Annotated in this window: 12 protein-coding genes; 10 read left to right on the plus strand and 2 right to left on the minus strand. The window is 59.1% G+C overall.

The features are described 5' to 3' along the window. Positions 1-14: 14 nt before the first annotated feature. The 5 genes from rpsD (at position 15) to bfr (ending at position 4,393) form a co-directional block, all read left to right on the plus strand. The gene (gene rpsD / locus AC07OG_RS14480) at positions 15-635 is read left to right on the plus strand and encodes a 30S ribosomal protein S4 (protein ID WP_003176404.1); all 621 of its coding nucleotides are present in this window, start codon (positions 15-17) and stop codon (positions 633-635) included. 22 nt (positions 636-657) lie between these two features. Beyond that, entirely contained in the window at positions 658-1,659 is a 1,002-nt protein-coding gene (locus AC07OG_RS14485; RefSeq protein WP_007970428.1) for a DNA-directed RNA polymerase subunit alpha, read from the plus strand. Between the two features lie 42 nt (positions 1,660-1,701). Then, positions 1,702-2,088 carry a 50S ribosomal protein L17 gene (gene rplQ, locus AC07OG_RS14490; RefSeq protein WP_003176402.1) on the plus strand — a complete coding sequence of 129 codons (387 nt, stop codon included), beginning with the start codon at positions 1,702-1,704 and terminating at the stop codon, positions 2,086-2,088. Between the two features lie 237 nt (positions 2,089-2,325). Beyond that, positions 2,326-3,780, plus strand: a complete 1,455-nt coding sequence (locus AC07OG_RS14495; RefSeq protein ID WP_495067333.1) for a catalase — start codon at positions 2,326-2,328, stop codon at positions 3,778-3,780. Positions 3,781-3,928: 148 nt separating this feature from the next. Continuing rightward, complete coding sequence (gene bfr, locus AC07OG_RS14500) at positions 3,929-4,393, plus strand: bacterioferritin (protein WP_007970123.1); 465 nt, start codon at positions 3,929-3,931, stop codon at positions 4,391-4,393. Positions 4,394-4,578: 185 nt separating this feature from the next. On the opposite strand, the gene uvrA is transcribed toward bfr, so the two are convergent. Further along, positions 4,579-7,413: an excinuclease ABC subunit UvrA gene (uvrA, locus tag AC07OG_RS14505; RefSeq protein ID WP_495067334.1), complete on the minus strand. Its 2,835-nt coding sequence runs from the start codon at positions 7,411-7,413 to the stop codon at positions 4,579-4,581. A 191-nt stretch (positions 7,414-7,604) separates the two neighbouring features. Here uvrA and AC07OG_RS14510 point away from each other — a divergent pair, with 191 nt between their 5' ends. Further along, complete coding sequence (locus AC07OG_RS14510) at positions 7,605-9,002, plus strand: MFS transporter (RefSeq protein ID WP_060543197.1); 1,398 nt, start codon at positions 7,605-7,607, stop codon at positions 9,000-9,002. Positions 9,003-9,011: 9 nt separating this feature from the next. Next, positions 9,012-9,527, plus strand: a complete 516-nt coding sequence (locus tag AC07OG_RS14515; protein ID WP_007970128.1) for a single-stranded DNA-binding protein — start codon at positions 9,012-9,014, stop codon at positions 9,525-9,527. Between the two features lie 106 nt (positions 9,528-9,633). Here the strand turns inward: AC07OG_RS14515 and AC07OG_RS14520 are convergent, their stop codons facing one another. After that, positions 9,634-10,182, minus strand: a complete 549-nt coding sequence (locus tag AC07OG_RS14520) for a cysteine hydrolase family protein (protein WP_495067335.1) — start codon at positions 10,180-10,182, stop codon at positions 9,634-9,636. 102 nt (positions 10,183-10,284) lie between these two features. Here AC07OG_RS14520 and AC07OG_RS14525 point away from each other — a divergent pair, with 102 nt between their 5' ends. From AC07OG_RS14525 to AC07OG_RS14535, 3 genes are all read left to right on the plus strand, one after another. Next, a complete protein-coding gene (locus tag AC07OG_RS14525; protein ID WP_495067336.1) occupies positions 10,285-11,277 on the plus strand; it encodes a GlxA family transcriptional regulator in 993 nt (330 codons plus the stop codon). Between the two features lie 287 nt (positions 11,278-11,564). Continuing rightward, positions 11,565-12,674 (plus strand): DUF3182 family protein, encoded by a 1,110-nt coding sequence (locus AC07OG_RS14530; RefSeq protein WP_495067337.1) that lies wholly within the window; start codon positions 11,565-11,567, stop codon positions 12,672-12,674. After that, positions 12,664-13,422, plus strand: a complete 759-nt coding sequence (locus AC07OG_RS14535) for an alpha/beta hydrolase family protein (RefSeq protein ID WP_060543201.1) — start codon at positions 12,664-12,666, stop codon at positions 13,420-13,422. The genes AC07OG_RS14530 and AC07OG_RS14535 overlap by 11 nt, the downstream gene beginning before the upstream one ends. Positions 13,423-13,471: the final 49 nt, after the last annotated feature.

Genomic DNA, 13,471 nt, shown 5'->3' on the forward strand with positions numbered 1-13,471 from the left:
GGAGATTGTAAAGAATGGCTCGTTACATTGGTCCAAAATGCAAACTCGCTCGTCGCGAAGGCACCGATCTCTTCCTGAAGAGCGGCGTGCGCGCGATCGAATCGAAGTGCAACATTGAAGCAGCACCTGGTATCCACGGCCAACGCCGCGGTCGCCAGTCCGACTACGGCACCCAACTGCGTGAAAAGCAGAAGGTCCGTCGTATCTACGGCGTTCTCGAGCGTCAATTCAGCGGCTACTACAAAGAAGCAGCTGGCAAGAAAGGTGCAACCGGTGAAAACCTGCTGCAACTGCTCGAATGCCGTCTGGACAACGTGGTATACCGTATGGGCTTCGGTTCGACTCGTGCCGAATCCCGTCAGCTGGTATCGCACAAGTCGATCAGCGTAAACGGTCAGACCGTTAACGTTCCGTCTTACCAGGTTCGTGCTGGTGACGTGGTTGCTGTTCGCGAGAAAGCAAAAAATCAACTTCGCATTGTCCAAGCTCTCGATCTGTGTGCCCAACGTGGCCGCGTAGAATGGGTAGAAGTAGACACTGAGAAGAAGTCGGGCGTTTTCAAGAACGTTCCAGCTCGCAGTGATCTGTCCGCCGACATCAACGAAAGCCTGATTGTCGAGCTCTACTCCAAGTAAGGGCTAGAAAATAGGTGCATCCATGCAGATTTCGGTAAATGAGTTCCTGACACCCCGCCACATTGATGTGCAGGTTGTCAGTCCAACCCGCGCCAAGATCACTCTCGAGCCTCTCGAGCGTGGCTTTGGCCATACCCTGGGCAACGCGCTGCGCCGCATCCTGTTGTCCTCAATGCCCGGCTGTGCAGTAGTCGAGGCCGAGATTGACGGTGTGCTCCACGAGTACAGCGCCATCGAAGGTGTACAGGAAGACGTAATTGAAATCCTGTTGAACCTTAAAGGTCTGGCTATCAAGCTGCACGGTCGTGACGAAGTTACGCTGACCTTGTCGAAGAAGGGTTCGGGGGTGGTTACCGCTGCCGATATTCAGCTGGATCATGATGTCGAGATCGTTAACCCCGATCACGTAATCGCTAACCTGGCGTCTAACGGCGCCCTGAACATGAAGCTCGTAGTAGCTCGTGGTCGTGGTTATGAACCGGCCGACTCGCGTCAGAGCGATGAAGACGAAAGCCGCAGCATCGGTCGCTTGCAGCTTGACTCTTCGTTCAGCCCGGTTCGCCGTATCGCATACGTGGTGGAAAACGCCCGTGTCGAGCAGCGTACTAACCTGGACAAGCTGGTTATTGATCTGGAAACCAACGGTACTCTGGATCCTGAAGAGGCTATTCGCCGCGCTGCAACCATTCTGCAACAGCAGTTGGCTGCGTTCGTCGACCTCAAAGGTGACAGTGAGCCAGTGGTTGTCGAGCAGGAAGACGAGATCGATCCGATCCTGCTTCGCCCGGTTGACGATCTGGAACTGACTGTACGTTCGGCTAACTGCCTTAAGGCGGAAAACATCTACTACATCGGCGACCTGATTCAGCGTACCGAAGTAGAGCTGTTGAAGACTCCGAACCTGGGCAAGAAATCCTTGACTGAAATCAAGGACGTTCTGGCCTCCCGCGGTCTGTCCCTCGGCATGCGCCTCGACAACTGGCCGCCTGCAAGTCTTAAGAAGGACGACAAGGCGACTGCCTGATCGTCGTAATCACCGAACGTAGTGTTTGGTAAGGAATGAACCATGCGTCATCGTAAAAGTGGTCGTCACCTGAGCCGCACCAGCTCGCACCGCAAGGCCATGTTCCAAAACATGGCGGTGTCGCTGTTCGAGCACGAGCTGATCAAAACTACACTGCCGAAAGCTAAAGAACTGCGCCGCGTTGCCGAGCCGCTGATCACTTTGGCCAAGACAGACAGCCTGGCTAACCGCCGTCTGGCTTTCGACCGTACCCGTTCGAAAGCTATCGTTGGTAAGCTCTTCAACGACCTGGGCAAGCGTTACGCTACCCGTGAGGGTGGCTACCTGCGCATCCTCAAGTGCGGTTTCCGCGCTGGCGACAACGCGCCTATGGCGTACGTCGAGTTGGTTGATCGTGCTACTGCCGGCGAAGCTGTATCTGCCGAGTAAGACGTCAGTCTGAAACAAAGAACCGGGCCTAGTGCCCGGTTTTTTGTGTCTGTAAGAAACGCGTCATTTATACAAGCGCCTCCTTTGTCCGCAACGTCACTATGTGATGGGAGTGTTCATTAGTATTTTACTATCGACTGCTGCAAGTTAATGAATTTGTAGCTGTCATATTGATGATCAATACTCCTTCTCAGCCGATAGCCGGCAGTTCAAGACCGACAGATGAAGGAAGATCGTATGAGCCAGAACAAAACGCTTACCACCGCCAGCGGCGCTCCTGTTGCCGACAACCAGAATTCCCGCTCCGCCGGCCCTCGTGGTCCGCTGCTGCTCGACGACTTTCACCTGATCGAGAAGCTTGCCCACTTCAACCGCGAAAACATTCCTGAGCGCCGGGTACACGCGAAGGGCTCGGGCGCCTACGGCACCTTCACCGTGACTCGCGACATCACTCAGTACACCAGCGCCAAGCTGTTTGAGTCTGTTGGCAAGCAAACCCCGACGTTCCTGCGATTCTCCACGGTGGGTGGCGAGCGTGGCTCGGCTGATACCGAGCGCGATCCACGGGGTTTTGCCTTGAAGTTCTACACCGAGGAAGGCAACTGGGACATCGTCGGCAACAACACACCGGTATTCTTCATTCGCGACCCGCTGAAGTTTCCCGACTTTATCCACACCCAGAAACGCCTGCCGCAGAGCAACTTGAAAAGTGCCCAGATGATGTGGGACTTCTGGTCCCATTCGCCTGAGGCGCTGCACCAGGTCACCATCCTGTTTTCCGACCGCGGCATCCCGGATGGCTACCGTCACATGCACGGCTTCGGCAGTCATACCTATAGCCTGATAAGCGCTCTCGGTGAGCGGTACTGGGTCAAGTGGCACTACAAAACCAAGCAGGGCATCAAGAACCTCGCACCGGCCGAAGCGGCTCGCCTGGCGGGTACCGATCCAGATTACGCCCAGCGCGACCTGTTCAATGCCATTGAGCGCGGCGATTTCCCGAAATGGAGCGTGTGCATTCAGGTCATGACCGAGGCTCAGGCTGCGGCGCACTACGAGAACCCGTTCGACGTGACCAAAACCTGGTCGCAGAAAGAGTTTCCGCTGATTGAAGTGGGGGAACTGGAGCTGAACCGCAACCCGCAGAATTATTTCGCCGAGGTGGAGCAAGCGGCGTTCGGTCCAAGCAACATGGTGCCTGGTGTTGGTCTTTCGCCGGATCGCATGCTGCAAGGGCGAGTATTCGCTTACGCCGATGCCCATCGCTATCGTGTAGGCACCAATCATCAGCAGTTGCCAGTAAACGCCCCACGCAGTCCGGTCAATACCTACCAGCGCGATGGCTCGATGGCCTTAGGCAACAATGGTGGTGCGGCGCCGAACTACGAGCCCAACAGTTATGTGGAGTCGCCGAAGCAGGCACTTCGCTACGCTGAACCGGCATTGGGCCTGAGCGGCGCGGCCGATCGTCACGATCATCGCGAAGACACTGACTACTACAGCCACGCAGGCGCGTTGTTCCGCCTGATGAACGAGCAGCAGAAAACCCTGCTGGTCAGTAATATTGCCGGTGCGATGGCGGGCGTCTCCAGTGACGTGGTTGATCGGCAACTGCAGCATTTCTACAAAGCTGATCCGGCGTATGGAGAAGCAATCGCAACGCTGCTCAACGTACAGCTTAACGAAGTCTAAATGAGAAGCAGAACCGCCCTTGTTTGGGCGGTTTTTGCGTTATTTAAGCTGCTTTTCTCAGAATATCTTCGCTTTTATTGCGTCTGTCGAGTGACGTTACGGCCAGCTTGGTTCAAACTATAACTTTCAAGCAGGGAGATGTAGGGCGATGCAAGGCCACCCAGACGTAATCGATTACCTCAACACGTTGCTGACCGGCGAACTGGCCGCGCGTGATCAATATTTCGTTCATTCGCGGATGTATGAGGACTGGGGTTTCACCAAGCTCTACGAACGTATCAACCACGAGATGGAAGAAGAGGCCGGGCACGCCGATGCACTGATGCGCCGGATTCTGATGCTCGAAGGCACCCCACGCATGCGCCCGGATGATCTCGATGTCGGCACCACGGTGACAGAGATGCTCGAAGCGGATTTGCGCCTGGAATACAAAGTACGGGCCGCGCTGTGCAAAGGCATCAAGCTTTGCGAGCAGCACAAGGACTATGTCAGCCGCGAGATGCTGCGGGTTCAGTTGCATGACACCGAAGAAGATCACACTTACTGGCTGGAGAAACAGTTGGGTCTGATCAAGCTGATCGGTCTCGAGAATTACCTGCAATCCCACGCATGATTGCGTAAGTGAAGCCCCGCACTTTTCTGTAGGAGCGAGCATGCTCGCGAGAAACCTGAGGGCGCCGCGGTGACTCAAGATGCCCGCGTTATCGTTAACGACCATCGCGAGCATGCTCGCTCCTACAGGAACAAAAAAAGCCCCTGTCACTGACGAAGTGACAGGGGCTTTTTCATGCCCGGCGATCAGGCGCGATCGCGTTCCAGCAGCGGCTTGAGGTAGTAGCCGGTGTGGGATTGCTTCATTTCGGCGACTTCCTCAGGCGTACCGACGGCAATGATCTGCCCGCCCTTGGAGCCACCCTCAGGACCCAGGTCCACCAGCCAGTCGGCCGTCTTGATCACGTCCAGGTTGTGTTCGATCACCACCACGGTGTTGCCGTGGTCGCGCAGGCGATGCAACACGTCGAGCAGTTGTTGTATGTCCGCGAAGTGCAGGCCGGTGGTCGGCTCATCGAGGATGTACAGGGTCTTGCCGGTATCACGCTTGGACAACTCGCGGGAAAGCTTCACCCGCTGGGCTTCACCACCGGACAAGGTGGTCGCCGATTGCCCCAGCTTGATGTACGACAGGCCGACGTCCATCAGCGTTTGCAGCTTACGCGCCAGGGCCGGCACCGCATCAAAGAACACCCGCGCTTCCTCGATGGTCATCTCGAGGGTCTCGTGGATGCTCTTGCCCTTGTACTTGATCTCGAGGGTTTCGCGGTTGTAGCGCTTGCTCTTGCACACATCGCAGGGGACGTAGATGTCCGGAAGGAAGTGCATTTCCACCTTGATCAGGCCGTCACCCTGGCAGGCCTCACAGCGTCCGCCCTTGACGTTGAAGGAGAAACGCCCTGGTCCGTAGCCCCGAGAGCGGGATTCCGGCACGCCGGCGAACAGCTCGCGGATCGGCGTGAACAGCCCGGTATAGGTCGCCGGGTTGGAACGCGGTGTACGGCCGATAGGGCTCTGGTCGATGTCGACGACCTTGTCCAGGTGCTCCAAGCCTTTGATGCTGTCGTGAGCCGCTGCCTCAAGTGTCGTGGCTCCGTTAAGGGCCGTGGCGCTCAAGGGGAAAAGCGTGTTGTTGATCAGGGTCGACTTGCCCGAACCGGACACACCGGTCACGCAGGTCAGCAGGCCGATCGGAATTTCCAGGTCGACGTTGCGCAAGTTGTTGCCGCGAGCGCCCTTGAGTGACAGCGACAGCTTTTTGTTACGTGGCGTGCGTTTGGCCGGTACTTCAATTTTCACCCGCCCCGACAGGTACTTGCCGGTCAGCGAATCCGGGTGGGCCATGACCTCGGCCGGCGTACCTTCGGCGACGATATGTCCGCCATGAACCCCGGCACCCGGGCCGATATCCACCACGTAGTCGGCCAGGCGAATCGCGTCTTCGTCGTGCTCGACCACGATCACCGTGTTGCCGATATCCCGCAGGTGCTTGAGGGTGCCGAGCAGGCGATCGTTATCGCGCTGGTGCAGGCCGATCGAGGGCTCATCGAGGATGTACAGGACCCCCACCAGGCCGGCGCCGATCTGGCTGGCCAGGCGAATACGCTGCGCCTCTCCGCCGGACAGGGTGTCGGCACTGCGGTCCAGCGACAGATAATCGAGGCCGACGTTGACCAGGAATTGCAGGCGCTCACGGATTTCCTTGAGGATCTTGTCGGCAATTTCGCCGCGCCGGCCGGTGAGCTTGAGCCCGCCGAAGTAGTCGCAGGCATCGCCGATCGGCAGGTTTGTCACTGCCGGCAAGGTTTTTTCACCCACCCACACGTGCCGCGCTTCACGCCGCAAGCGGGTGCCACGGCAGTCCGGGCATGACTGGGTGCTGAGGAATTTGGCCAGCTCTTCGCGAACCGAGGCGGACTCGGTCTCGCGGTAGCGTCGTTCCAGGTTCGGCACGATGCCTTCGAACGGGTGTGAGCGCTTGACGATGTCGCCACGGTCGTTCAGGTATTTGAAGTCGACGTTCTGCGAGCCGCTGCCATGCAGGATGAATTTCTGCTGATCGGCGGGCAGCTCGTTGAAAGGAACTTCCAGGCTGAATTTGTAGTGTGAGGCCAGCGAGCCGAGCATCTGGAAATAGTAAACGTTGCGCCGGTCCCAGCCACGAATCGCACCTTCGGCGAGAGTCAGTTCGCCGTTGACCAGACGCTTGATGTCGAAAAACTGTTTCACACCCAGGCCGTCGCAGGTCGGGCAGGCGCCGGCCGGGTTGTTGAAGGAAAACAGCTTGGGTTCCAGCTCGCTGATGGCGTGGCCGCAGATCGGGCAGGCGAAACGCGCCGAGAAGATCATCTCTTCACCCGGCTCATCGTCCATCGGCGCCACCAGAGCGATGCCGTCCGCCAGCTTCAAGGCAGTTTCGAACGACTCGGCAAGGCGCTGCTGCATATCGGCGCGGACCTTGAAACGGTCGACCACGACATCGATTGTGTGCTTCTTCTGCTTGTCGAGTTTGGGCGCTTCGTCCAGCTCATAGAGCTTGCCGTTGATCCGGGCGCGTACGAAGCCCTGGGCACGCAGCTCTTCGAAGACCGATAGATGCTCGCCTTTACGCTCGCGGATCACTGGCGCCAGCAGCATAAGCTTGCTGCCCTCGGGCTCGGCAAGGACCAGGTCGACCATCTGGCTGACGGTTTGCGCTTCCAGCGGGATATCGTGATCCGGGCAGCGCGGGATACCGACGCGGGCATACAACAGCCGCAGGTAGTCGTAGATTTCGGTGATGGTGCCGACCGTCGAGCGCGGGTTGTGCGAGGTCGACTTCTGTTCGATGGAAATCGCTGGCGACAGGCCTTCGATCGTGTCGACGTCGGGTTTTTCCATCATCGACAGGAACTGGCGGGCGTAGGCCGACAGCGATTCGACGTAGCGACGCTGACCTTCGGCGTACAGGGTGTCGAACGCCAGGGACGACTTGCCGGAGCCGGACAGGCCGGTGATGACGATCAGCTTGTCCCGGGGCAGGGTCAGGTCGATGTTCTTCAGGTTGTGGGTTCGAGCCCCACGAATCAGGATCTTGTCCAAGGTGGCCTCGCTCGGCGGGCGTCGAAAACGTAAGAGTATACGGCCAAATACTGGATGGATGCACACTATCAAATCAGGGATATGCCGGCTTACATGAAGAGTCTGTCAGCAATGCGCGGCAAAGCGTCGCGATATATCCTGTCAATCGATGGGACTGGTAGAATCGCCGCCGGTTCACATGAGGTTTTTCCATGCACGATCCCCACAGCGAACGCATGAGTGGTAGCGAGAACCGCGCAGCAAGCGGTCTGGCCCTGGTGTTCGCCTTCCGTATGCTGGGCATGTTCATGGTGTTGCCGGTACTGGCGACCTATGGCATGGACCTGGCGGGAGCGACGCCGGCCCTGATCGGGCTGGCGATTGGCGCTTATGGCCTGACCCAGGCGCTTTTCCAGATCCCGTTCGGCTTCATTTCCGACCGTATCGGTCGACGCCCGGTGATCTACCTGGGGCTGATCATCTTTGCCCTCGGCAGTGTGCTGGCGGCCAACGCCGATTCGATCTGGGGCGTGATCGCCGGACGCATCCTGCAAGGCGCCGGGGCGATTTCCGCCGCGGTCATGGCCTTGCTCTCAGACCTGACCCGCGAGCAGCACCGGACCAAGGCCATGGCCATGATCGGCATGACGATTGGTCTTTCGTTCGCCGTTGCGATGGTGGTCGGCCCGCTGGTGACCCATGCCTTCGGCCTGTCCGGGCTGTTCCTCGCCACGGGCGGCATGGCGCTACTGGGCATCCTGATCGTGATGTTCATGGTGCCGCGCTCCACCGGGCCGTTACAGCATCGTGAGTCCGGTGTCGCCCGTCAGGCGCTGATCCCGACGCTCAAGCATCCGGATCTGCTGCGCCTGGACCTGGGCATTTTTGTGTTGCACGCCATGTTGATGTCGAGCTTCGTCGCCTTGCCGCTGGCCCTGGTCGAAAAAGCCGGCCTGCCCAAGGAACAGCACTGGTGGGTCTACCTCACTGCGCTGCTGATTTCGTTCTTCGCCATGATCCCGTTCATTATCTACGGCGAGAAGCGACGCAAAATGAAACGAGTATTACTCGGCGCCGTCGTGACGTTGATGCTCACTGAGCTATTCTTCTGGCAGTTCGGCGATAGCTTGCGGGCTCTGGTAGTCGGGACGGTGGTATTTTTCACCGCGTTCAATCTGCTGGAAGCTTCATTGCCATCGCTGATCAGCAAGGTTTCACCGGCGGGCGGTAAGGGCACGGCGATGGGGGTTTATTCCACCAGCCAGTTCCTCGGCTCGGCACTGGGTGGCATTCTCGGCGGCTGGATGTACCAGCATGGCGGTCTGTCGGTTGTGTTCCTCGGATGCGCCGGTCTGGCTGCCATCTGGCTGGTCTTTGCTGTTACCATGCGCGAACCTCCCTACGTCACAAGCCTGCGCTTGCCGTTATCGCCTGAGGCGATCCGTGAAGCGGGTCTGGTCGAGCGCCTGAAGGCGGTCGTAGGGGTAACAGATGCAGTGATCGTCGCAGACGAAGCGGCCATTTACATCAAATTGGACACCGAACTATTGGATCGCACCACCCTTGAAAGCCTGGTGAACAACCCGGCCGGGGCAGCGTGCGTAGCCTAGGAGAACGTTATGGCCCGTGGGGTTAACAAAGTCATATTGGTCGGCACTTGCGGCCAGGATCCCGAAGTTCGCTACCTGCCTAACGGTAATGCCGTGACCAACCTGAGTCTGGCGACCAGCGAGCAGTGGACCGACAAGCAAACCGGCCAGAAAGTCGAAAAGACCGAATGGCACCGTGTGTCGATGTTCGGCAAGGTTGCAGAGATCGCCGGCGAATACCTGCGTAAAGGTTCGCAGGTGTACATCGAAGGCAAACTGCAGACCCGCGAGTGGGAAAAAGACGGTATCAAGCGTTACACCACCGAAATCGTGGTCGACATGCAGGGCACCATGCAACTGTTGGGCGGCCGTCCACAGGGCGACCAGCAAGGCCAGGGTGGCGGTAACAACTACCAGCAATCCGCTCCGCGCCAGCAGGCTCCACGTCCTGCGCCGCAACAGCAGCCACAGCGTCCAGCCCCTCAACAGGCTGCTCCGCAACCGGCTCCGGATTTCGACAGCTTTGATGACGATATTCCGTTCTAAAGCAGCCGTTAGCCTCCAGCTACAAGTGGCAAGCTGAAATACCAAACCCGCACTTCGATCAGAAGTGCGGGTTTTTTGTTTGTGGCGAAACTGTGTGAGATGAAACTCAGGCCGCGAGGAATTCGTCGGTGGACACTACGCTGGCGTAAGCAAAAGCCAAGGCTGCCATGAACGCCGCGTGCACGTGCGCTGCTGGAGCCGTCACGCCATTGAATTCCAGGTCACGGGTCGCACAGGCATCGTGAATCACCGTCACCGTGTAGCCAAAGTCCGCCGCGGCACGGGTGATGCCATCGACGCACATGTGGCTCATGCTGCCGACCACCACCAACTCCGTGATGCCTTGTTCGTCGAGGATCGATTTCAGCTCGGTTTCGCGGAACGAGTTGACGAAGTGCTTGAGCACCACCGGTTCGTCGGCGCGGTTGAGGACTTTGGGGTGCAGCTTCGCGCCTTCAGAGTTCGGAGTGAAAAACGGCGCCTCCTCGGAGGTGAATTCATGGCGGATATGCACCACCGCATCGCCAGCGTCGCGGAAGGCCTTGAGCAGTCGTACGGCGTTGTCTGCGGCGGCGTCGGCACCGACCAGCGACCACTTGCCTTGGGGGAAGTAGTCGTTCTGGATATCGACTACGATGAGCGCTTGCTTGGCCATGACTGTTTCCTCGAAGTGTGTGTTTGGTGTGGAATGAAGTATTGGCTCCGGCAGGCCATTGCGGGATTGGCCGCACCGACAATAAGAGGGGGAAAACTGACAATGGACGCACAAAGGGCAATCGCCGAACTGGCTGTGCTGATCTACCCCGGTGCGCAGATGGCGGCGGTGCATGGATTGACCGACTTGTTCGGCGTGGCCAACCGCATTGCTGCCGAGCATCAGGCCGCGCAGTTGCCGGTGTTGCGAGTCAGCCATTGGCAGGTGGAGGCTGAGCAGGCGCCGGTGCGAGTCTATGACAGCCTGCCCGGCCCGGACCGCAACCTGGTAGCGGTGCTGATTCCGCCCTCTATCGCCGGATTTTCCGAAGGCCAGGCGCCCCAGGGATTGATCCGCTGGTTACGCCAGCAACATGCCAGCGGTGCAACCCTGGGCGGGGTGTGCGTCGGCTCGATTCTGTTGGCCGAAAGCGGACTGCTCGATGGTCGCAGCGCCACCACCCACTGGACCTCGGCAAAAGCCTTCGCCGAGCGTTACCCGGCGATCAAGCTCAAGGCCGATACGCCGATTGTCGACGATGGCGACCTGATCACCACTGCCGGACTGATGGCCTGGTCCGAATTGGGTTTACGGCTGGTCGATCGCCTGCTTGGGCCGAGTATTGCCACCGCTACCGCGCGTTTCCTGGTGGTGGAGCACAGCGACAGTGCCAGCGAGTGCGGCAGTAACTTTGCGCCGATTCTCAGCCATGGCGACGCCTCGATCCTCAAGGTGCAACACTGGCTGCAAAGCAGTGGGGCGACCGATGTTTCGCTGACGGCGATGGCCGACCGGGCGGGGCTGGAGGAGCGCACTTTCCTGCGGCGGTTCCGTGCTGCCACCGGGCTCAAGCCCACCGAATACTGCCAGCACCTGCGCGTTGGCAAAGCGCGGGAAATGCTTGAATTCACCAACGGCACCATCGACCACATTGCCTGGACCGTTGGCTATCAGGACCCCGGGGCGTTTCGCTCGACATTCAAGAAGATTACCGGGCTGGCGCCGAGTGATTACCGGACGCGGTTCGGGGTGACGCCAAGTGCTGCAACGCGCTGATCATTACACCGCAAAACCTGTGAGCGAGCGTGGCCGGCACACCCAACATCAGTGGCGACTGACACGCCGCCATCGCCGGCAGGCCAGCTCCCACAGGGGGGCTATGCCCTGTTTGGATCGTGCAAAATGCCAGAGCCTCAAGTCCTGTCGTGCAGAATAAGACAGGCAACATGCCATCACCAGTGACGCAACTGTCTGATTTGCCAACTGTTGTTTTGCCCACCGCCTTGGCCTGATCTCTGCACCCCTCCATTTACATCCATCAAGCGCCAATTGAAGGGGGATGCATGACCCCAGCGAACCGCAAAAAATTGGTAGTTGCCCATTCGGTGCTGCCCGATGCGCCGCTACACGAAGTCGAAACCAATCGCGCTTTGGCCCGCTGGCTGGCGCAGGTACTAGGGCTCAAGTACGGCGGTAGTTACGACATGGAGCAGCACAGCGGGCGGGATCTTTACCTGTTGCCGACCCAGACTCTGGTCGGCGCCGCTGCGGCACGGGAGCTGGGAGTCAAGGGGCCGCAGGATCTGTGGGGCGGCTATGTCGACCACGACTTCATCTGCACCAAAGCCATCAGCCACGGTTTACTCAATCGCCACGCGCATGCACCGCAGGGGTGGGAGCCACAGTTTTCCGCGCGGGTGCGCAGCGTAGTGCTCGATGGTCTCAGCGTGTTTGCCTTCGACGATGCACGGCCGGCGGCAGAGCATCTGCTGTACACCGGCCCGATTCGCCTCAAGCCGATACATGCCTGCGCCGGGCGAGGTCAGGAAGTGATCAGGAGCCTGGAGGAGTTCGATGCCGTTCTCGGCCGGCCCGAGGCCAAAGCCCTGTTCAGTGAAGGTGTGGTGCTGGAACAGGACCTTCAGGAGGTCATCACCCACAGCGTCGGCCAGAGTTTCGTCGGCGAAAAGGTGCTCAGTTACTGTGGTGAGCAATACTTGACCGAAGACGGTAATGGCGAGCCGGTGTATGGCGGTTCCGACCTGCTGGTGGTGCAGGGGGCTTACGACGATCTGCTCAAGCTTGAATTACCGGAAGACGTGCGTCTGGCGATCCGCCAGGCTCAGGTGTTCGACAGTGCAGCGGATGAAGCTTATCCGGGTTTCTACGCTTCGCGGCGCAACTACGATATCGCCCAGGGCCTGGACAGCAGCGGCAAGCAGCGCAGTGGCGTGCTCGAACAGTCCTGGCGGCTGGGCGGCGCGAGCAGTGCCGAAGTGGCGGCCTTGCAGAGCTTCGTCAACGACCCGGGAATGCGCGCGATTCGTGTGTCCTCAGTCGAGACCTATATCGATCAACCGTTGCTGGCAAACGCTATCGAGGTGTATCGCGGTCCGGCAGAGAGCAGTGATTTTCTCCTCAAGTACGTAACGGTTAAATCTTATGACGGCTAGAAGCGAACCCATACAGATCGACATCGACAATGAACAAATGAGCGGGACGTTTCTCAGTCCCAAATCGAAAGTCCCCGGCGTGCTCTTTGTGCATGGCTGGGGCGGCAGTCAGGAGCGCGACCTGGAGCGGGCCAAAGGCATTGCCGGGCTGGGCTGCGTGTGCCTGACGTTCGACCTGCGTGGGCATACCGGCGGCAGCGGTATTCCGCTATCCAGGGTCACCCGTGAAGACAACCTGCGGGACTTGCTGGCAGCCTACGATCGCCTGTTGGCGCATCCGGCGCTGGACACCTCGGCGATTGCCGTCGTCGGCACCAGTTACGGTGGTTATCTGGCCGCGATCCTCACATCGCTCAGACCGGTGCGTTGGCTGGCGCTGCGGGTGCCGGCGTTGTACCGCGACGATAAATGGCATACGCCCAAGCGTGATCTGGACAAGCTGGATCTGCGCGACTATCGCAGCACCCTCGTGCGCGCTGACAGCAATCGTGCGTTGCATGCCTGCGCGGAATTTACCGGGGATGTGCTGTTGGTGGAGTCCGAGACTGACGACTATGTGCCCCATGCGACGATCATGAGTTATCGCGCGGCGTGCCAGCAGACCCACTCGCTGACCCATCGCATCATTGATGGCGCCGACCACTCGCTGAGCGACCCGGTTTCGCAACAGGCCTACACCTCGATCCTGGTGGACTGGATTACCGAGATGGTGGTGGGGGAACGGTTGAGCATTATTCAGTCCCATTGAATGGGGGTGAACCTTCGGACGCCTTCGCGAGCAAGTACGCTCCCACAGT

The sequence above is a fragment of the Pseudomonas sp. GW821-FHT09H03 genome (genome assembly GCF_059415945.1).